This is a genomic window from Nostoc spongiaeforme FACHB-130 (assembly GCF_014698475.1).
Taxonomy (GTDB): Bacteria; Cyanobacteriota; Cyanobacteriia; order Cyanobacteriales; family Nostocaceae; genus Nostoc_B; species Nostoc_B spongiaeforme.
Window position 1 is genome coordinate 17,029 of record NZ_JACJTB010000033.1, and the last position, 19,563, is coordinate 36,591.

At 40.7% G+C, this 19,563-nt stretch carries 17 protein-coding genes; 5 read left to right on the forward strand and 12 right to left on the reverse strand.

Annotated elements, in window-relative coordinates; all coding sequences use genetic code 11:
* Position 1 precedes the first annotated feature (1 nt).
* On the reverse strand, positions 2-433 hold the full coding sequence (locus H6G74_RS21160; protein ID WP_190969543.1) for a lasso peptide biosynthesis B2 protein: 432 nt from the start codon (positions 431-433) through the stop codon (positions 2-4).
* Positions 417-722, reverse strand: a complete 306-nt coding sequence (locus H6G74_RS21165) for a lasso peptide biosynthesis PqqD family chaperone (protein WP_190969544.1) — start codon at positions 720-722, stop codon at positions 417-419. The genes H6G74_RS21160 and H6G74_RS21165 overlap by 17 nt, the downstream gene beginning before the upstream one ends.
* 1,094 nt (positions 723-1,816) lie before the next feature.
* On the opposite strand from H6G74_RS21165, the gene H6G74_RS21170 reads away from it, so the two are divergent.
* Entirely contained in the window at positions 1,817-2,380 is a 564-nt protein-coding gene (locus H6G74_RS21170) for a Uma2 family endonuclease (RefSeq protein WP_190969545.1), read from the forward strand.
* 105 nt (positions 2,381-2,485) lie between these two features.
* Here the strand turns inward: H6G74_RS21170 and H6G74_RS21175 are convergent, their stop codons facing one another.
* From H6G74_RS21175 to H6G74_RS21185, 3 genes are all read right to left on the reverse strand, one after another.
* Positions 2,486-4,531, reverse strand: a complete 2,046-nt coding sequence (locus H6G74_RS21175; RefSeq protein ID WP_190969546.1) for a serine/threonine-protein kinase — start codon at positions 4,529-4,531, stop codon at positions 2,486-2,488.
* A 343-nt stretch (positions 4,532-4,874) separates the two neighbouring features.
* Positions 4,875-5,279, reverse strand: a complete 405-nt coding sequence (locus H6G74_RS21180; protein ID WP_190969547.1) for an ExbD/TolR family protein — start codon at positions 5,277-5,279, stop codon at positions 4,875-4,877.
* Positions 5,263-5,916 carry a MotA/TolQ/ExbB proton channel family protein gene (locus H6G74_RS21185; protein ID WP_190969548.1) on the reverse strand — a complete coding sequence of 218 codons (654 nt, stop codon included), beginning with the start codon at positions 5,914-5,916 and terminating at the stop codon, positions 5,263-5,265. The genes H6G74_RS21180 and H6G74_RS21185 overlap by 17 nt, the downstream gene beginning before the upstream one ends.
* A 407-nt stretch (positions 5,917-6,323) precedes the next feature.
* Between H6G74_RS21185 and H6G74_RS21190 the strand changes: the two genes are divergently transcribed.
* Together H6G74_RS21190 and H6G74_RS21195 are read left to right on the forward strand one after the other, a co-directional pair.
* Positions 6,324-6,875, forward strand: coding sequence for a pyridoxamine 5'-phosphate oxidase family protein (locus tag H6G74_RS21190; RefSeq protein WP_190969549.1), 552 nt, complete (start codon positions 6,324-6,326; stop codon positions 6,873-6,875).
* Between the two features lie 498 nt (positions 6,876-7,373).
* Positions 7,374-8,678, forward strand: a complete 1,305-nt coding sequence (locus H6G74_RS21195; RefSeq protein ID WP_190969550.1) for a serine hydrolase — start codon at positions 7,374-7,376, stop codon at positions 8,676-8,678.
* A gap of 350 nt (positions 8,679-9,028) precedes the next feature.
* Here H6G74_RS21195 and H6G74_RS21200 read toward each other — a convergent pair whose 3' ends face one another.
* The 6 genes from H6G74_RS21200 to H6G74_RS21225 form a co-directional block, all read right to left on the reverse strand.
* Entirely contained in the window at positions 9,029-12,619 is a 3,591-nt protein-coding gene (locus H6G74_RS21200; protein WP_190969551.1) for a CHAT domain-containing tetratricopeptide repeat protein, read from the reverse strand.
* 144 nt (positions 12,620-12,763) lie between these two features.
* Positions 12,764-13,369 (reverse strand): Uma2 family endonuclease, encoded by a 606-nt coding sequence (locus H6G74_RS21205; protein WP_190969552.1) that lies wholly within the window; start codon positions 13,367-13,369, stop codon positions 12,764-12,766.
* A gap of 99 nt (positions 13,370-13,468) precedes the next feature.
* The gene (locus H6G74_RS21210; protein WP_190969553.1) at positions 13,469-13,843 is read right to left on the reverse strand and encodes a type II toxin-antitoxin system RelE family toxin; all 375 of its coding nucleotides are present in this window, start codon (positions 13,841-13,843) and stop codon (positions 13,469-13,471) included.
* Positions 13,836-14,078 carry a type II toxin-antitoxin system RelN family antitoxin gene (locus H6G74_RS21215; protein WP_190969554.1) on the reverse strand — a complete coding sequence of 81 codons (243 nt, stop codon included), beginning with the start codon at positions 14,076-14,078 and terminating at the stop codon, positions 13,836-13,838. The genes H6G74_RS21210 and H6G74_RS21215 overlap by 8 nt, the downstream gene beginning before the upstream one ends.
* A 132-nt stretch (positions 14,079-14,210) precedes the next feature.
* Complete coding sequence (locus tag H6G74_RS21220) at positions 14,211-14,789, reverse strand: Uma2 family endonuclease (RefSeq protein WP_190969555.1); 579 nt, start codon at positions 14,787-14,789, stop codon at positions 14,211-14,213.
* Positions 14,790-15,044: 255 nt separating this feature from the next.
* A complete protein-coding gene (locus tag H6G74_RS21225) occupies positions 15,045-15,497 on the reverse strand; it encodes a type I restriction enzyme HsdR N-terminal domain-containing protein (RefSeq protein WP_313888506.1) in 453 nt (150 codons plus the stop codon).
* Between the two features lie 393 nt (positions 15,498-15,890).
* On the opposite strand from H6G74_RS21225, the gene leuS reads away from it, so the two are divergent.
* Entirely contained in the window at positions 15,891-18,548 is a 2,658-nt protein-coding gene (gene leuS, locus H6G74_RS21230; protein ID WP_190969557.1) for a leucine--tRNA ligase, read from the forward strand.
* A gap of 238 nt (positions 18,549-18,786) precedes the next feature.
* Here the strand turns inward: leuS and H6G74_RS21235 are convergent, their stop codons facing one another.
* Positions 18,787-18,984 (reverse strand): hypothetical protein, encoded by a 198-nt coding sequence (locus H6G74_RS21235; RefSeq protein WP_190969558.1) that lies wholly within the window; start codon positions 18,982-18,984, stop codon positions 18,787-18,789.
* A 129-nt stretch (positions 18,985-19,113) separates the two neighbouring features.
* On the opposite strand from H6G74_RS21235, the gene H6G74_RS21240 reads away from it, so the two are divergent.
* The gene (locus H6G74_RS21240) at positions 19,114-19,494 is read left to right on the forward strand and encodes a hypothetical protein (protein ID WP_190969559.1); all 381 of its coding nucleotides are present in this window, start codon (positions 19,114-19,116) and stop codon (positions 19,492-19,494) included.
* Positions 19,495-19,563: the final 69 nt, after the last annotated feature.

The following is a 19,563-nucleotide window of genomic DNA, read 5'->3' on the forward strand; positions in this document are numbered from 1 at the left end:
TTTATATCCTTGCCAAAGACGGTAATGGAGTAAAGCGCGAGAGATCAGGTAGGTAGCCAATGACAACATACCCTTGAGTTTCAATCCAAGCATGAGCTTCTAAATTGCCAGCTTCACTTTTAACAACTCCGATTCGCAATTCTGGTTTGTAACCATAACGAGTCATTAATACTTGGCAAGTCAAAGCCCGTGCTAGGCACTTGGCTCCCCCTGGTGTGTAGCGCGTGCTAACATTTATTGCCCAAACAATTTTGTGCAGAGAAATTGGTTCTAACTGGAAATTTGGTTTACTGATTTTGTTGATCAGTTTTCTTAAAGTATTAAACGATAGTAACCACATTCCTAGCCGAACTAACCCCAGCAAAACGAACGTCCTCAATAAAAATTGGCGATCGCTGTTGCTTAGTTGCAATAATTTAAGCAGACGCTTCATTGTTTATTTCTATCAATCCTTTAGTTGCTAAATCTTCTAGCAAAGCGGATATATCACGTTTGCATACCTCTGCATCTACTTCATATTCCGCTAGGATGGCATCTTCAATTTCTGGGACAGTCTTTGGTGATTGGATGAAGTTCCATATACTGGCTCCTACTTGATTCAATCCATAGTAAGCACCAGATTTAATATCAAGGATTACTACCTCTCCTTGCAAGTCTGAACAGATTTGCTCTCTAGAGGCTACTACACTTAAACTTTCTGATGAACTTAGTTTTGTTGGCATTTTTATAGTATAATCACTGATTCTTAACTGTTTATACTAAAGACAATTTATATCACCCTTGTGGAAATTACTGTTACGCAAGTTGGATATCTTCATCCTTTGTTTTAAAAATCGCTAACTTTATAAAGCAATTGTGAAGTAATATAAATACTCAAGTAGTATGACTGTCAATAATCAATTACTCTCTTCATTGATCACTACCAGATTGTGAGAGTAATTCAAGAGCATATTCAAGTAATCAATACATCAAATTACCAATACAGCTATTTGCATCACAGATAATTAACATCTCTCAAATAGAACGGCTCTAGTCAAAAATTAACTCCACGTATGTAAACAGCAAAAAATATTCTTGGTAATAATTCAGCACTGAGTAAAAGACAGTGACATAGGCGAATTTTCGGACATTCGCGTAACTATTGTTCAGCAGTCAGACTTAAAAAATCAGCCTGATTAATCTATTAATTGAGAAGAGCTTGGCTCAGTTTCCCCACATTCTGACTCCTGAATTTTGACTATACTTGTAATCTTATCTATCAATAAAAATGGTGTAAATTGATTGGCTTTGAGTCAATATATCTTTTGAATGATATTTAAATTTGACAACAAGACAATTTAGCTTTGTAGACCGAATAATCCACAAAAAGTTCCCTTGTAAGTATAAGGGCGTAAATAATTGTACTTAGGAAAAGGCAGGCGGTAGTGGTTTGGCTAGGCTGAGGACAAGCTCATCAACCGGAAACAGAAAGCAGGAGGGAAGAGGGTTGTAGCTTAATTAACCTTTCTTAATATAGTTTTGTTTTTTCCCACCGACTTAGTTGCTTACAATCAACAGTCACATTTTATCTCGCGCAGAAGCGCAAAGAAGAGTTTTAGAGCAATACAGTTCAGTTAAGCATTTCTTCCTTCTCTTTGCGTCCTTGGCGTTCTTGGCGGTTCGTTAAAAAATCTGACTTTGATCAAGAGTTTTAGCCTTAAGTGAACCGTATTGAGTTTTAGAGGTGTTGCCATTGTCTTTGGGAAATGCGATCACTGCATCATTTCTCAGCATTTCTTATTCCATAATTAAAATACAAGAGACAGTGGAGGCGGTCATGACTGTGCAGTTATTAAGACGTAAATTCACAGTGCAGCAATATCATAAAATGATTGAGTCGGGTATTCTTACAGAAGATGACCGGGTGCAACTGATCCGAGGAGAAATTGTTGAGATGTCGCCTATTGGGACAAAACACGCTGCTTGTGTAAAGTGTTTAAATAAACTCTTGTCTAGTAAGTTAAGGGATAGAGTTCTCATTGCTATTCAAGACCCTGTGGAACTGAGTGATAATTCACAACCACAGCCAGATGTGGCTTTACTCAAACCACGTGATGATTTTTATGCAGATGCACATCCCCAACCACAGGATATTTTCTTACTCATTGAAGTTGCTGATTCGACAATAATTTATGACAGGGAAGAAAAGATTCCTTTATATGCAGAAGCTAATATAATTACAGTTTGGTTAATAGATATTAACGAGCAAGTCGTGGAAGTTTATCAGCAACCAACCGCCACAGGATATCAGTATATACAAAAGTTTGCTGGTGGTGAAACTTTATCAATTCCAGGGTTTGCTGATGTCACAATTACGGTTAATGAAATCTTCGGCAGATAAATCACTGCTTAATAATATTACTGCGATCGCTCTTTTCTCTCCCTCTGTGTCGCGCCAGTTGCTTCAAGTATAAATTACCTCCTGCCTCCTGCCTCCTGCCTTTGATTACTGTGCTATTCGCCAAATTTTGATGGTATTATCCTCGCTGCCACTGACAATTGTCCTACCATCAGCCGTAAAACCAACAGATGTCACGGTATCTGCATGACCTGTCAAGGTATTCATCACTTCCCCTGTGGCTAAATTCCAAAGTTTGATGGTACGATCGCGGCTGGCACTGGCTAAGGTCATCCCATCTGGGCTAAAGGCGACACAAGTCACGGTGTTAGCATGTCCTGTAAAGCTGCGAAGCACTTCGCCGGATGCAACATCCCAAAGTTTAATGGTGCGATCGCGGCTGGTACTGGCTAAAGTTGTACTATCAGGACTAAAGGCTACTGATGTGATGGTATTTGTATTACCCTTGAGGGTGCGGGCTGGGTCATCTTGGTAAAGATGCCAAAGTTTAATGGTTTTATCAAAACTCCCACTAGCTAAGTTACGCCCATCGGGACTAATCGCCACTGAACGCACCCAAAATTTATGTCCTTTCAGGGTGCGGATGAGTTTTCCTGTGCCTAAATTCCAAACTTTGAGGGTGTTATCATCGCTACCACTGACCAAAGTTTTGCCATTGGGACTAATAGCTAAAGTTTGAATTGAATCTGTATGTCCTTCTAAGGTGTAAACGATTTTACCTGTTGTCAAATTCCAAACTTTAATAGTTTTGTCATCACTCCCACTCACTAAAGTTTTGCCATTAGGACTAATAGCCACAGCATTGACTTTTTGCGAATGTCCATTCAGGGTTAAGATTTCTTTTCCTGTGGCAATATTCCACATATTAATTATCCTCTCCCCTTCGCCACTGCTGGCAATTGTTTTGCCATCGGGACTAATGGCAACAGAAACTACAGATTTTGCAGCACCTTGGAGGGTAGTAGCTAAAGCAATATTTTTAACTGGAATATTCGGTGATTGACCAAAAACAACTTCATTTTGAGAATGACTGTAATTTGTTGGCTTGAGTTTTGATAACAAAATTGCTTGAATTTGGCGATATTGTTGATACCAAGTATCACTAAATCCAAATAACAAAACAAAAGCTGCTGCTAAAACTAAGATTTTTACAAAAGCGTATTGAAATGAAAAAGTTGATTTTGGTTGAGTTACCGTAAATGTGCCTGATGATTGACCTGCGGCTGGTAAGGCGCGTGGTAAGGCAGGAATTAAATCTTTAATCACTTCATCGGCTGACTGATAGCGTTGACTTAAGTCTTTTTGCAACAACTTATTCATGACGTTATCTAATTCTGGCGACAAGGGACTCCGCAAATATTGTCGCCAACTGTTTGCCCAGCCATAGCCATGTTCCATCCACAATTGAAAGGGGGATGTTCCTGTTAGCAAATGAAAACAAGTAGCTCCCAAACTAAACAAATCACTAGCTGGATAAGCTTTGCCATCTCGAATTTGTTCCAGTGGAGAATAACCATGCGAACCAATGGATGTGCCACTTTTGTTCTTGACTTTTTCGGTTAATTGTTTAGAAGAACCAAAATCAATCAAACTGAGTCGCCCATCATACCGACAGCGAATTAAATTTTCTGGTTTAATGTCACGGTGAATTACACCGCGATCGTGAATGAATTTAAGTACAGGCAATAAATCAAATAAAATAGCTTGAATTTCATTGGCTTTATAAACTCGGCGCTGTTGTAATTCTTTTAACAAGTTCTGCCCATTTATAAATTGTTGGACTAAATACAGGCATTTATCTTGCTCAAAGTAAGCAATTAGTGTGGGAATTTGGGGATGTTCGCCAAGTTCTTGCAGCCGTTTTGCTTCTTCTGCAAACAACTCCATTGCTTTTTTTTGTGACCAAGTTCCTTGAAATTTCGGTGCTAATTGCTTAATTACACAAAGTTCATTGAGTTTATCGGTATCTTCTGATAAATAAGTTCTGCCAAATCCTCCTTCATCGGAAAGCACCCGAATCACCCGGAAGCGATTTCTTAACAGTGGTACTAAGGGAGTACCACAAGTTTGGCATAACTGCTTGCCTTTGGGATTTAGGGGATTTGGGCAATCGGGATTTAAGCAGCAGATCATTTATCTGACGGGCGCGACTGCATATTTTTACTAAGTTAACCCCGATATTTCCCTTAATTAGAATTGATGCTCTCGTATTGATGGTAGACCCCTGTGATTGTGGGGAGTGGGGAATTAATTATATAGTCAATTTTGGTAAATGCTCATAAGTTTTCCACAATGCTGGAAAACCACGAGAGTCATGAGATGAGTTTCATCGATTATATATTAACTTGCTCTACCACCAAACGACATTCGTTATTCATCGCATCGTGTTGGTAGCAACTTTAGCAGAAGGAAGATTTAGGATGTCATTAGCCATTTGTAGTGACAAAGAACAAATGACCAATGACCAAAATTTTAGCTAAGGTTTTTGAGTGGCGATCGCTAATTTTGCCCCCTGGACTTGTCTGACTTGATCCATTACTGCCACCACCTTACCATGTGTGACTGTTTCATCTGCATTCACAATCACCAATGCTTCTTGGTTATTGCCAACCAAAGTCCGCAATTGTCCAGCTAAAGCATCAACGGTGGTGGGTTGACGGTTGACACTCACTACTCCATCTTTATCAACTGTCACGGTTATTTTGGCGGGAACTTGCTGCTGTCTGGCTGTTGCAGCTTTAGGTAAGTTGACTGGCAAACCTTCTGAGCGAGTTAAAAATAAAGTTGACATAATAAAAAATGTCAAAATCGCAAATATCACATCAATCATCGGTACGATGTTGATTTGCGGTGGTAAATCTGGCTCATCTTGTAGACGCATAGGTTCTGTCTCCTCGTTCATAGCGGCGGCGATAGAGCAGTTCTAATTGTCCACCATATTCTTGCATAGCCGCAATTTGGCGTTGATATAACCCTCGAAAGGTGTTAGCAAATAATAGCGTAAAAATAGCTACAATTAATCCCGAAGCCGTGGAAACCAGCGCCTCACTAATACCTGCGGTCACTCCGGCGGTTTTAGTACCTCCCACATCACCCAGGTTTAATGATGCAAAAGATACAATTAACCCTAATACAGTACCTAATAAACCTAAAAGTGGCGCTAAACCAATAATTGTGTCAAAAATATTTTGAAACCGTTTGAGAACCGGAATTTCGGCTTGGGCTTCACTTTCTAAGGCCAGACGAAATTCTTCGGGTGTGGGTTCTTCTAGTTGCAGTGCAGCTAAAAAAATGCGGGCTACAGGTAAGTCTGCATTCTTTTGCAACTTATCTAACGCACTCACCACATTATCCAGGCGGTAAAGATTCAAAACTTCGCGGACTACACGATTTTGCCGAGTATTAATCCGATACCAAAAGCGTACTCGCTCGATAATTAGTGCGATCGCCACCACACTAAACGCCAGCAGCGGCCACATCACTACGCCGCCTGCTCGAAACAGTTGATTGATGAACATGCAATATCTCTAAAGAACTAAATGGACAACGTTACAGTTAGATTAATAGTTTACAGCACTAAATGATATATCTTATCAATAAGTACCCAAAAAAATCAAAAGTTCTGTCAAGTTAAATTTTCTTTCGATGACATAATTATTGACACTGCCTTCCATCTGGATTATTTCAAACCCTGATGAATCAAGGGCTTGCTCAAGGATGCTGTAGACAACAGTGAATTCAGGGAGTTTGGCAATTGATTGCTTGACTTTGGCGACAGCTAGTTTTAACTGGGATCAATAACTAATAAGAAATTGCAACAAGTTGTGAGATTACCTATAAATCTATTCCTTACTCCTCATGACCTACTTCTACAGGTAGTTTATAAATCAAATTTGTTGACGTACTTTATTACTCTTGAGCATCTATGGCTAAACTATTTGACTCGATAACCGAAGAACTGCAAGAGTTTATTGCAGCCCAAAACCTGTTTTTTGTTGGGACTGCACCCCTGAGTCCTACGGGTCACGTTAATTTATCTCCTAAAGGTCTTGATTGCTTGCGAATCTTGTCACCTCATCGAGTAGCATACCTCGACCTGACAGGTAGTGGTAACGAAACTTCCGCCCATCTGCAAGAAAACGGTCGCATTACGTTTATGTTTTGCGCCTTTGTGGAACCACCACGCATTTTGCGACTTTATGGTAATGGTTACGTAGTTTTACCGAATTCTTCTGAATGGGACTCGTTATCTTCGGTGTTTCCTCAGATACCAGGGACTAGACAAATTATTGTCGCTGATATTGAGATTGTGCAAAGTTCATGTGGGCTTGGCGTTCCTCTTTATGAATATCAAGGTCAACGCCAAACCCTAGTCAATTGGGCGATTCAAAAAGGAGAACAAGGAGTGAGAGAATATCAACAACAAAAAAACAGCATCAGCATTGATGGTTTATCAACACCATTGAGTCAATTATAGCAGAATGCAGGAGTCAGAAGTCAGAATACAGAATGAAAACAGGCTATATACTTAATTTTGGTCTGAAATGCTGTATTTCAATTGGTTGAAATCTGTTGTATGTTTAGGCAAAATTGGCATTTCATCGATTTCTATTTAACCTACGCCAAAAAATCCCAAATCAAAAATTTATTGTCAATTGTCCATAGTCTAAAAAAGCTGGATTTTTAACTATTGATTGTGGACTTTTGACAAAAATAACCTTTATCAAGAGAATTTTTGATCTCTTTCCCAGAATACTGCAAATTATCCAAAATATCGACAAAAATCTCTATCTATTAGTTCCTTATCTTGCTGATATTCATGATTAAATTTATGGTGAAGGAACTATTCTGTGGTTTGCGTGTCTTGACGTAATGATTTGCTACGAATTATGATTCGAGTTTATTCCGGATCAACCGGTACGGTCTCGAAAATTAGTGCAAGTAAATTCAACTGTCGCTCTCAATAATCACACGCATGAGATTACGCTTATTTCTGCTTAGCGTTGTCAGTATTGTCCTGCTTTCTTCTCCAGCAAAAGCCTCTCGCTTAGAATCTTGGAGTTTTGACACCGCCCAAAATCAACTTAACATTACTACTGTCTCTGGTGTAAAACCCAGAGCATTTTTAATTCAAAATCCCACGCGGTTAGTTATTGATCTTCCGGGTACAAAACTGAATACAAATACAATTCGGAAAAACTATGGTGCGACAGTCCGCGAAATCCGTGTTGGTAAGGTTAACGATAACACCACAAGACTAGTAGTTGAACTAGCACCAGGATACACTGTAGACCCTGCTAAGTTATTGGTTCAAGGTGATTCTTCAACTCATTGGATAGTTAAATTTCCCTCAGTGCAACGGATTCAAAATCCTACTGATGATAATGTTTCTCCGTCCAGCGAAGAGCAAATTCCTGTTTCTGTTAGTGATGTTTCTTTGTTTGCGGGAGTTGTACCTTTAGGTAAGGAAATACCACAATTGCGATCGCGGGTACAAGCATTAGCAACTAAGTATCGTTCCCTTGACCCAGGATTGTTTTTTTTAGATTTAGATACAGGGAACTATCTCGATTTCAACGGTGAGAAAGTGTTTCCCGCCGCTAGTACAATTAAGTTTCCAATTTTGGTTGCTTTATTTCAAGAAATTGATGCAGGTAGAATCAAACTGAATGAAACCTTGGTGATGCGGCGTGACTTAATCACTGGTGGTTCAGGAGAATTTCAATATAAACGTGCTGGAACTCGTTTTAGTCTGTTAGAAACCGCGACTAAGATGATTACCATCAGCGATAACACTGCTACCAACATGATTATTGACCGCTTAGGTGGTAAGGCTAGATTAAATCCGCGTTTTCGTAGTTGGGGATTGCAAAATACAGTCGTGCGGAATTTACTTGGCGACTTCAAGGGGACGAATACAACCAGCGCCAAAGATTTAGTTAGGCTGTCAGCGTTGGTTGCTAATAATCGCTTGTTGAGTGATTCTAGTCGTGGCCGTGTCTTAAATATTATGCAGCGTGTTCATAACACCAAATTATTACCGGCTGGTCTAGGGAAGGGTGCGGTGATTGCTCATAAAACTGGCACTTTAGGCATTGTACTGGGTGATGCGGGGATTATTCAAATGCCCTCTGGTAAGCGTTACTTAGCCGGAATTTTTGTCAGAAGACCTTTTAATGATTTGAAAGCGAGAGATTTTATTAATCAAGTTTCTCGTATGGTTTATGGCTATTTAGACCAACCCAGAGTAGCCACTACCGATAAACCTGAATCACTGTGATATTAGGATTCAGAATCATTAGTCAATCAAAAATCTGCTAGATAGAAATTTGAATAGTCTAATTAAGATTAGTTATCCAACTCTGAGTAGTTGTGACTTCTGAATTTTGACAATTTTATTTGACGTAAGCCCCTAAGATTAATATCTAGGGGTTTTCACATATTAATTTATGGTATGTTTCTTTGGCGATCGCTACATTCTACCATCATACCAATTCACAATTCGCAAGTCGCAATTCGCAATTAAAAAAATTAGATACAGTAAACCTTTCAGGGTTTACATCTGTATCAGATTTTTCGTGAAATGGTATCAGCCAAATTTAAAATTATGACTGCTGAATTCTTTCTTCATTATTTCCATTCGCCTTGTAATGTAAACGCAGCCCAATAATAAGGTGCAGCATAATTTTGATTACGAGACATTTCTATTTGTGCTGCCCTTAACGCTGCCGCAGGTTTTAAATTTTTGCGTAACATATTGGCATAAAATAGCTTCATCAATTCTGATGTGGCTTCGTCATCCACACTCCACAAACTCACAACAACACGCGGACTTCCTGCATACATAAATCCTCTAGTTAATCCGACTAATCCTTCTCCCTTGACTTCTTCACCTAATCCTGTTTGGCAAGCACTGAGAACTACTAACTCTGCTGGCAAATTCAAGTTAAAAATATCATGGAGGCGCAAAAAGCCATTTTGGGGCTTTCCGTTGCTATCAAACAGCGACAGCACAACTCCAGATAATTCAGGATTTTGGCTGTTGAGGATGCCGTGAGTAGCAAAATGGATGATTTGATATTGGCTTAACTCTGGGCTGGTGGCTAAATTCCGACTAGCAGTAAAGTCTAAAGCTTGCTTACGTCGTTCTTTATTAGATACCAGAGAGAGAATTTCCTCGGCTTCTTGGCGGGTAAAGCGCAACCTTTCAAAGTCAATGTCTACTTCTCTGGCTGAACGTACTAATTGTTGCTGGTCAAAGGTTGTTAAATTTTGAGTCATAGATTGACCAGTTGATGTTTGACCTATACGCTCATCTTTAGCAGAAAAGACGGGATCTGCCAATACAGCTAGGGTTTTTGGGGCTTTTTTACGCCCTTTGACTTCCTGACGCAGTAAAGCGATGGTTGAGGCTGAGGGGAGGGAGATAATTTCGTTGGTTGTGATTAGTGGTTGATAAGTTTGAGTGTTTGGTACTGCTAATGCTGTGATGGGGACATACTGCAAAGCGCCATCACTAACTACGACTAAGCGTTTTTTGCCGAGTTGCTGGGCGACTGGGGCGAGGATTATTTGAGACAATTCCATTGCGGCTTTGCTGCTTCTGGCGATACTCGTTCTTTGGGATGGGGCGGTTAAAGCATCGCGGAATTTCTGCACGGCTGAGGCAAGATCAGCGCGTTTGGGTAGTTCGTAGCTGGTGATGCTGTTTTTACTCACAGCCCAAAGATAACTGCGTTCTTCTCCCAAGGAATATTCTAAAAGCAAGGTATTATCATCTAATACTTGCTGCTGAATTTGCTTTAATGATAAGGGTTGTGGTTGGGTCAAGGCAGCGTAACGTGGACTGCTATTTCTAATTTCTGCTTGGACTTGCTGATACTGTTGCAGCAGTTCTGCGGTTTTTTTGTCTAAATTTTGAATTTGAGTTTCTGTGTATTGACCGCTTAAAAGTTGGATGCGTAATTTTTCTCTGGCATTGAGTTGTTGTTGTAAGTCGCGTTCTGTTTGCAGTAGCTTGGGGTTTACGCCTTGACGGATATCTGCGTTGGCTTCTTGGAGTAAGTCTAAAAGACTCCGCGCTCTGGCACGTTCGCTGACTTGCAATGCTAAAGCATTATAACCTTGGGATGGTTGCTGTTTATGTAGTTGCATGAGCAAGTCGATGTAAAACTGATAATATTTCTGCACAGATGCAAAGTAAGATGTCCGCAAATCTTGACTGGTAACGTTGGTGCGGATATCTTCAACAATTTTAATGGTGTTTTCGATGTGGGTGCGGGCGGCGGTGAGATTGCCTTGATCGCGCTCTGTCTGAGCTATATAATATAGTGTTTCTGCTTCCCCGGTACGATCGCCTATCATCTGCCGCAATTTTAATTCTTGATTGTAAGTGGCGATCGCTTGTTGTGGTTGTTTTAAAGCATTATAAGTTCTACCCAAATTCCCAATAACATTGGCTTGGGCAGTTTTTAGCCCTAGTTTTTGCCAGCCAGCAGCAGCTTTTTGGGAAAATTCTAAAGCTTTTTGATAGTCACCAGCCGCTAAATAAACTCTGCCAAAAAAACCATCAGCACTGGTTTGGGCAAAGCTATTTTTTGTTTGCTGCGCCAATGCCAAAATTTGGTTAGTCGCTTCCAAAGCTTTGGGATAATCTTTTAATGATTCGTAAACTCGGACAATACCGCTAATAGCACTAACTTGGCCAATCACGTTTCCTTGTTCACGCCTTACCTGCTGTGCTTGGTTGTAATATTCTATGGCTTTGGGATAATTTTCTAAAGCCCGATAGGCGCTGCCAATGTTATCTAAAGTTAAAGCTAGTTTATCGCGATCGCCTGTGCTTTTAAATTTTTCTAGGGCTTGATTATAAGTGTCAATACTTGTTTTATGATCACCAAGTAAACTATACACTAAACCAATATTTTTTAGTGTATTGCCTTCCCCGCTAACATCTTTTACTTCACGTTCAATAGTTAGGGCTTGGTTGTAAGTATTAATGGCTTTTTGATAATCACCTAATGAAGCATAAATTCCCCCAATTGTATCTAGAGTAAAAGCTTCCCGCGCCCGATTTTTAGTGAGACGTTGTAATGCAATTGCTTCATTTAAAGTATCAAGTGCTTTTTGCTTTTCACCCAATCTATCGTATACAAAAGCCACTTGACCTAATAGTTCCGCTTCCGAGTGGGGATTACCTGCTTTTTGTAACAGCGATCGCGCTTGGTTATAGTATTCTATAGCTGTTTGTGGTTCACTAAAAGAATAGCTACCTGCAAGTCCACTCAGCGTTACAGCTTGCCTAGTGAGGTTAAATGCCAAAGCTACACCGGACAGATTAGCTGCAATTTGTTGCTGTAGTTTTAATGATTGATTGAGAGCTTCCCTAGATTTCTGCTCATCACCAATGGATAAATAAACTACACCGATGTAGCTGAGTGCATCGGCTTGTCCACCCAAGTCATTTTTGGCACGCTGAATTTCTAATGACTGTTGAAAAGCTTCCAAGGCTTTTTGTGTTTCACCCAAATTAGTATAGGTAATCCCAATAGTTTGTAAAATATCAGCTTGCCCATCTAAATCTTTTTGCTGACGTTGAATTACCAGGGCTTGATTATAAGCTTGTAGTGCTTGTTTTGTTTCACCTGCATTGAAATAAACGCCCCCAATACCTAATAAAGTTTTAGCGACAAAATCAGGTTTTTTTTCAGCACGAAATAATCGCAATGCTTGGCTATAAAATTCCAAGGCTTTTTGTGGTTCACCCAAGTTAGCGTAAGCATTAGCTACAGAATTCAGCATCACCGCTTCACCAAAACGGTCTTTAAGTTGCCGGCGAATGGTTAACCCTTGCTGAAAATATCCCAACGCCCTTTGGTTATCATTTTGTGTGTAGTAAAGTGTGCCGATCGCTAATAATGTGGTAGCTTCGTAACTGCGATCGCCAATTTGTCGCCAAATTTTCAATGCTTCTTCATATTTAGAGATCGCCACTTGCCGTTCTATGGCTGTACCTTGTTCATATAACTGCTGTGCTTCTTTTAGCAGTTGCTGTCCTTGGGTTGCGGCTCTTTGCCTTTCAGGACTAGTATTTTGCGGTTTTTGAGCTATGTAGAGATAATTTGCCCTAGCCGCCGTAATCATTAGCTCCGATGACATCAGCATAGTGACAAAGATAACCAGTGTGCGATGTGCAAACGCTGACAGATGTTTCTTTGTCATAATTGCTCCTAAGTGGGAGAAGTAATGTTTCTTAACTAGACAACTGTAAGAATACAGTTCTAGAGGCATCATATTGTATCACTTATATGATGGTTGTAAAATTGCGATCGCTGTCTCAGTCTCCTTCTGTTTTAGTCATTCAACTCAAACACTTGAAAAATCAATATTTTCGTAAAGTTCGGCAATTGAAATTTGCAACTCCAAAGTACTCAAAGAAAGGGTAACATTGGGGTCGTCGTATTCCGAAAATAGCCACTGATGAGCGGCTGTTTTGAGATGATGCTCAACGTGTATACGGTATTGATCAATCAGCAAATATTCTTGAAAATTAGAAATTGTCCGATAAGCAACAAATTTCTCACCGCGTTCGCGCAGCGTCTCCATAGGAGAATCGTAGTTTTGGGTGGATTTAGACAATACTTCGGCGATAAAGCAGGGGTTAACTACAGTATCTTTGCGTCCCGTTTGCATTTCTATGGGTTTGGGTAGAACCATCACATCAGGGTAAGTATAGAGATTTACATTGGGAACCCAGAGTCGCTGATCAACATAGAAAGTCCGGTAGTTTTTGTTTTTTAGGGCAGATTTCAGCAAAATATACAAATTTCCAGCAATATCGTTATGGTTGGGTGTCCCACCAGTCATAGGAATAATTTCTCCATCACAATATTCGTTGCGTGTTTCTGAGGTGATTTCTAGTTCTAAATACTCTTCAACGGTGTAGTGTTTTGTCTCAGATTGAGCAATCATATCAGTTCTACCTCTGCTGGTTTATCCAAGTTGTGGCTGTCGCTTCATCAGTCTCTATCGCCCGTTCTACTACTGTTTTAGCAATTTCTAGCAATTGTCTTAAATATCGTCTTGCTCGGTAAGCGCCCGTTGCTCATAGTCTGTAATGATGCTCTGAATGTCATCTGCGGCAATATCGACTTGTTCAGATTTTGTATAAATGGTTAATAAAATGATTCCTGTTGCTGTTTTGACGTAGTAAATTAAACGATAGCCACCACTTTTACCTTTTTGAATGTCGCTATTTCGGACTCTCAACTTAAAGACTGTATAACCAACACCAGGTATTTGATCTCCTGGTAACTCTCCCTGCTGAAGTTGTTCGATAACAGGTTGTATGTCATTCCGAATACTGCGATATTTCTTGGCAAGAGTGCGTATATTTCGGTTGAACGTTGGCGAAGCTTCAACTTGAATCAAAGGCTGATCAACCATCTTCAAGCCCTTCCCAAAGTTGAGCCACCGGGATAGTTTGCCCAGTCATGGCTTCTTGCCAAGCTTGCCGGAAATCTGCTAAGACTTCTGCTTGAGATTGATCATCCAGAACTTCTTCCTCTTCAGGGATTAGTACAATGACTTCTACTCGGCTGTTTTTATCAGTTAAAAGCGGATGATCTAAAGTTAGTTGTCCCTCCTCATTAATCGTTGCCATGACTTTAAGTGCTTTCATGATTACTCCCAGATGCTTTAAGTGGTCGCAGTTATAGTGATGCCTAATGCTTCAAGTTGCTGGTTAATCCAAGTGTGGCTGTTGCTTCATCAGTTTCAATCGCCCGTTCTACTCCTGTTTTAGCAATTTCTACTATGGCTCAAATTCAACACTTTCATAGATATCTGCTAAACGAATTTCAAAGGGAATTGATGAGAGTGAAATATACGATTCTGGATCGTCATATTCAGTAAAGATCCATTTGTGAGAGTCTGTTTTAGAGTATTGCTCGACATGAGCAGTATATTGATCAATTAATAAATATTCTTGAAATGTTGGAATGGTGCGATACGCTGAAAATTTTTCGTCCCTATCGTAGCTTTTGGTTGATTTTGAAAGCACTTCGGCGATCATCACTGGGTTAGTAATCGTATCAGTTCGTCCCTGTTGTCGTTCAAGTGGACGGGGGACAACCATGACATCCGGGTAGGTATAAAGCTTGCGTTCAGGAATCCAAAGCCGTTGATCCGCTACAAAAATACTGTAGGGTTTACCTTTCAAACTGACTCTTAAGGCGGCATTAAGAATACTGGCAATTTCATTATGTTCGGGAGTACCACCAGTCATAGGAATGATTTCTCCATCACAATATTCGTTGCGCGTTTCTGAGGCGATTTCCAGTTCTAAATACTCATCAATGGTGTACCGTTTAGTTTCAGGTTGAGCAATCATGATCGGTTGACCTCCAAGGCGTTTAGTTGCTGGTCTATCCAAATTATTGCTGTTGCTGTATCAGTCTCAATTGCCCGTTCTACTCCTGGTTTAGCAATTTCTATCTATTGTCTTAAATATCTTCTTGCTCGGTAAGCTTTCGTTGCTCATAGTCTGTAATTATCCTCTGAATGTCATCTGCGGCAATATCAACTTGTTCAGATTTTGTGTAAATAGTCAGTAAAATGATTCCTGTTGCTGTTTTGACATAGTAAATTAAACGATAGCCACCACTTTTACCTTTTTTTTGTCATTAGCGATCAAATCTTCCAAGGTGAACTTGATCTGGAGAATATCTGCCAAGGTTTGATTCGCGTTAGGTAGCCCCGGAATATCTTCAAAATAATTGGGGTCTTTGCGCTGGTAGTAGGAAATTTGATCGCCATTCGTCCAGACTGCGAGCGGCGCACCTGTGGCGTTGCAGTAAGAGCGCAACTGGTCTTTGCCATCCTTGAGTTTTGGCTTTTTTAGCTCCACGAGCATGTAAACCGTGTTGGGACGGTCTTTATCCATAACTACGATGTCTGCCCGTTTCACCTCGCGCCCAAAGTTCACCCCATACTCAACCTGAATGCGATTGAGGGGATAGTGCAAGCGATCGCGCAAAACCTGTAAATATAATTGCCGAATTGCCTCCTCTGGCGTGAGTTTAATCGCTTTTTGGCGCACCAAACAAACAGTATAAGGAACCTCACCGTTTTTGGTTGCCTTGAGGGTATTTGTTTGCTCTAACTGCTCAATTTCAGCGATCGTAAACTGCGACAGCTTGTAATTTGAGTCTTTGAGGATATCGGCTAACTTCATCAGGGGCTATCAAATTGACTTTCAGGGCTTCTTCGTCATAAGAGTTTAGCGTCATTGTAGCCACTGCCTGATAAATTTTTTTTAATTCCTAAATTGCGATCGCCTCTCTGATTTCTTCCCTAACTCTGAGCTACATAAAAGGAAGAGAAAGGGATAATAAAGAATGAGAAATTTTTGAGCATGGACTCTGAGTCTAAAATTCTGCTCAAAATTTCCTCTCAAACACTGAAAATTACACTTTTAAGCATTAGACTGAGCATGACAGAGAATTTAAAGGCTATAGGTAATGATATTGCGTTAAATAAATATTCTCCCGCCGCCATTGAGGAAAAATGGCAAAAAACCTGGGCGGAACTGAATTTAGATAATACCCCTACAGAAAACAATCAGCCAAAATTCTACGCTCTATCCATGTTTCCCTATCCATCGGGTAGCTTACACATGGGTCACGTCCGTAATTACACAATTACAGATGTGATTGCTCGTCTCAAGCGAATGCAAGGTTATCGAGTCTTGCACCCAATGGGTTGGGATGCTTTTGGCTTACCCGCAGAAAACGCAGCCATCGACCGTGGAGTTCCCCCCGCCAAGTGGACTTATCAAAATATTGCTCAAATGCGCCAACAGTTACAGCGTTTGGGTTTATCTATCGACTGGGAAAGTGAAGTTGCTACCTGTTCACCAGATTATTACAAGTGGACACAATGGATTTTCTTGCAGTTTTTACAAGCAGGGTTAGCTTACCAAAAAGAAGCGGCGGTGAACTGGGACCCTATCGACCAAACTGTGTTAGCTAACGAACAAGTTGATAGCGAAGGCCGTTCTTGGCGCAGTGGTGCAAAGGTCGAGCGCAAATTATTACGCCAATGGTTTTTCAAAATTACCGACTACGCCGAAGAATTACTCAACGACTTGGATAAATTGACAGGTTGGCCGGAACGTGTCAAGTTAATGCAGGCAAACTGGATTGGTAAATCTTCTGGTGCTTATTTAGAATTTCCCATTGTGGGGATGGAGGAAAAAATCGGCGTGTACACCACTCGCCCCGATACTGTGTTTGGTGTTAGCTATGTGGTTTTAGCCCCAGAACATCCCTTAACCAAGCGCGTCACCACCAAAGACCAACAAGCCGCAGTGGAAGCTTTTATTACTGAAGTTTCCAATCAAAGTGAGTTGGAACGCACCGCCGAAGATAAACCAAAGCGCGGTATCCCCACAGGTGGTAAAGCCATTAACCCCTTCACCGGGGATGAAGTGCAAATCTTAATTGCTGATTATGTCTTGTATGAATACGGTACTGGGGCGGTGATGGGTGTACCAGCCCATGATGTGCGGGACTTTAAGTTTGCCAAAGCTTATGATTTGCCGATTGATGTTGTCATTGCTGCACCAGAAGACGTGGATGGGTTTGATTTAACTCCCGCATCCGAAACTGAGGAAGTCACTCAACTCATCCAAATTGAATATAACGAAGCATATACTGAACCAGGAATTTTAATTAATTCTGGGCAGTTTACGGGGATGAATTCAGTTGAAGCGAAAGCAGCGATAGTGAAATATGCCGAAGAACAAGGTTTTGGTAAAGAACGCATTCAATACCGCTTACGAGATTGGTTAATTTCTCGACAACGTTATTGGGGCGCACCTATCCCAGTGATTCACTGTCCCAACTGCGGAATTGTGCCAGTCCCAGATAAGGATTTGCCAGTACAGTTACCGGAAGAAGTAGAATTTACAGGACGTGGTGGTTCACCATTGGCGCAGTTGGAAAGCTGGGTAAATGTACCTTGTCCAACTTGCGGTACACCGGCGAAACGAGAAACCGACACGATGGATACTTTTATTGATTCTTCGTGGTATTTCTTGCGGTTTACCGACGCAAAGAATGAACAACAGGTGTTTGACCCCAGCAAAACTAACAACTGGATGCCAGTAGACCAGTATGTAGGCGGTATTGAACACGCAATTCTGCACTTGTTATATTCTCGGTTCTTTACTAAAGTATTGCGCGATCACGGCTTATTAAACTTTGATGAACCTTTTGCCCGGTTGTTAACTCAAGGGATGGTGCAGGGTTTAACTTACATGAATCCCAACAAGGGCGGCAAAGATAAATGGGTTCCCTCCCATTTGGTTAACCCCGCCGACCCCCGCGACCCCCAAACCGGAGAACCATTACAACGCCTGTACGCTACCATGTCCAAATCTAAGGGTAATGGTGTCGCACCAGAAGATGTAATTGCTAAATATGGTATAGACACAGCGCGGATGTTCATCTTATTCAAAGCGCCACCAGAAAAAGATTTGGAATGGGATGAAGCTGATGTGGAAGGGCAATTCCGCTTTTTAAATCGCGTGTGGCGGTTGGTAACAGATTATGCGGCCGCTGGGGTATCACGCAAGCAAGCGCAACTCGCTGATTTAAGTAAACCAGAAAAAGATTTACGTCGGGTAATTCACACAGCAATTAAATCAATCACTGAAGATTTAGAAGATCAATATCAATTCAATACCGCTATTTCGGAATTGATGAAGTTGAGTAATTCTTTAACTGATAGTGACTGTAAAAATTCGCCAATTTATGCAGAAGGTATTAAAGCTTTAGTGGCTTTACTGGCTCCTTTTGCACCACATATTGCTGATGAATTGTGGCATTTATTGGGTAATCAAAATTCAATTCACACCCAAACTTGGCCATCGTATGATGCGGCTGCTTTAATAGCCGATGAAATTACTTTGGTAATTCAAATTAACGGCAAAAAGCGGGCTGATATTCAAGTTCCATCACAAGCAGATAAAGCTGAGTTGGAAAAATACGCCCGTGAATCAGAAGTTGTGCAGCGTCACTTAGAAGGTAAGGAGATAAAAAAGGTGATTGTTGTACCTGGTAAGTTGGTGAACTTTGTTGTTGGTTAAAGACAAAGTTGAAGGAGGCAGTGGACTGCGCTCACCAACCGGAGGCAAGAGGTAAAGTAATACCAATTCGCAATTCGCAATTCGCAGGTGATAAATCCTGACCTGACAGGGGTTTCTGGGTTTGAATCTGTATCAGAACTTTAGTGAATTGGTATTAGAATAGTGCTTCTAAAAATTAGCGATCGCATAAATAACAAATGCGATCGCTAATTTTGTAACTTGTTTTATAGCACCGCCATTATCCTGTACCGTGCTGTTTTTGTTTATCCAGTTTCTCTTGAATTGCTTCACGACAAAATTCAGGCGGATCATCTTGTTGTTGTATCGCTTCCTTCATCTCTTTCGTGACACGTAAATTGACTTGTTCAGTCAATGGTTTATCACCTTTTCTTTTTCCTGGTTCTAAATTTTCCGGCGTTCCTTTAGGGTTCGGCATTCATGTAGAAATATAAATATACCTTGAATCGATTGATAGCAATCGAATAGATTGTTTAATCGGTAGGTAATTGAGCCTGGAAAACTTGTTACCTACCGAACCACTTTATGAAATGGCAATTTCTATTCTATGTTCACAAGAACAGAACTTGAACTGTTGACGCTGACTCAACTGAAAATTTTGTGTAACCGCTATGGTTTACGTCCAACTGGGAACCCAGGCTATAAAGTCAGCCACATCACGACACTGATGGCGTTTCCTGCATTAGCGATAAGTCAGATGAAAGACAACCGAGGCTTGAGAATACCGTCATTCGAGAGTTATCAACATCTCAGCGTGGCGTTGGATGAAATGAATCAACCAACCTTAGAACAGATAGCATTAATTAGAATTTCAATGGAAGGTAGGCGAATGGCATATCCGGCAAGATATGACCAAGAACAATTACTCAATCGCTATCATGCCAAGAATTATCTAGAACAAGCGATCGCTTTGCTGGAAATCAAGTAATATCAAGTTCATCGAAATTCGCAGAAATAGATTTTGCGATCGCAAAAATTACAAATGCGATCGCATTTT

Excerpts from the sequence above, each read along its gene's own strand:
- H6G74_RS21175 (WP_190969546.1), bottom strand. The coding sequence starts at position 4,531 with ATGATCTGCTGCTTAAATCCCGATTGCCCAAATCCCCTAAATCCCAAA.
- H6G74_RS21200 (WP_190969551.1), bottom strand. The coding sequence starts at position 12,619 with ATGACAAAGAAACATCTGTCAGCGTTTGCACATCGCACACTGGTTATC.
- H6G74_RS21220 (WP_190969555.1), bottom strand. The coding sequence starts at position 14,789 with ATGATTGCTCAACCTGAAACTAAACGGTACACCATTGATGAGTATTTA.
- H6G74_RS21215 (WP_190969554.1), bottom strand. The coding sequence starts at position 14,078 with ATGAAAGCACTTAAAGTCATGGCAACGATTAATGAGGAGGGACAACTA.
- H6G74_RS21165 (WP_190969544.1), bottom strand. The coding sequence starts at position 722 with ATGCCAACAAAACTAAGTTCATCAGAAAGTTTAAGTGTAGTAGCCTCT.
- H6G74_RS21195 (WP_190969550.1), top strand. The coding sequence starts at position 7,374 with ATGAGATTACGCTTATTTCTGCTTAGCGTTGTCAGTATTGTCCTGCTT.
- H6G74_RS21210 (WP_190969553.1), bottom strand. The coding sequence starts at position 13,843 with ATGGTTGATCAGCCTTTGATTCAAGTTGAAGCTTCGCCAACGTTCAAC.
- leuS (WP_190969557.1), top strand. The coding sequence starts at position 15,891 with ATGACAGAGAATTTAAAGGCTATAGGTAATGATATTGCGTTAAATAAA.
- H6G74_RS21170 (WP_190969545.1), top strand. The coding sequence starts at position 1,817 with ATGACTGTGCAGTTATTAAGACGTAAATTCACAGTGCAGCAATATCAT.
- H6G74_RS21160 (WP_190969543.1), bottom strand. The coding sequence starts at position 433 with ATGAAGCGTCTGCTTAAATTATTGCAACTAAGCAACAGCGATCGCCAA.
- H6G74_RS21205 (WP_190969552.1), bottom strand. The coding sequence starts at position 13,369 with ATGATTGCTCAATCTGAGACAAAACACTACACCGTTGAAGAGTATTTA.
- H6G74_RS21180 (WP_190969547.1), bottom strand. The coding sequence starts at position 5,279 with ATGCGTCTACAAGATGAGCCAGATTTACCACCGCAAATCAACATCGTA.
- H6G74_RS21235 (WP_190969558.1), bottom strand. The coding sequence starts at position 18,984 with ATGCCGAACCCTAAAGGAACGCCGGAAAATTTAGAACCAGGAAAAAGA.
- H6G74_RS21185 (WP_190969548.1), bottom strand. The coding sequence starts at position 5,916 with ATGTTCATCAATCAACTGTTTCGAGCAGGCGGCGTAGTGATGTGGCCG.
- H6G74_RS21240 (WP_190969559.1), top strand. The coding sequence starts at position 19,114 with ATGTTCACAAGAACAGAACTTGAACTGTTGACGCTGACTCAACTGAAA.
- H6G74_RS21190 (WP_190969549.1), top strand. The coding sequence starts at position 6,324 with ATGGCTAAACTATTTGACTCGATAACCGAAGAACTGCAAGAGTTTATT.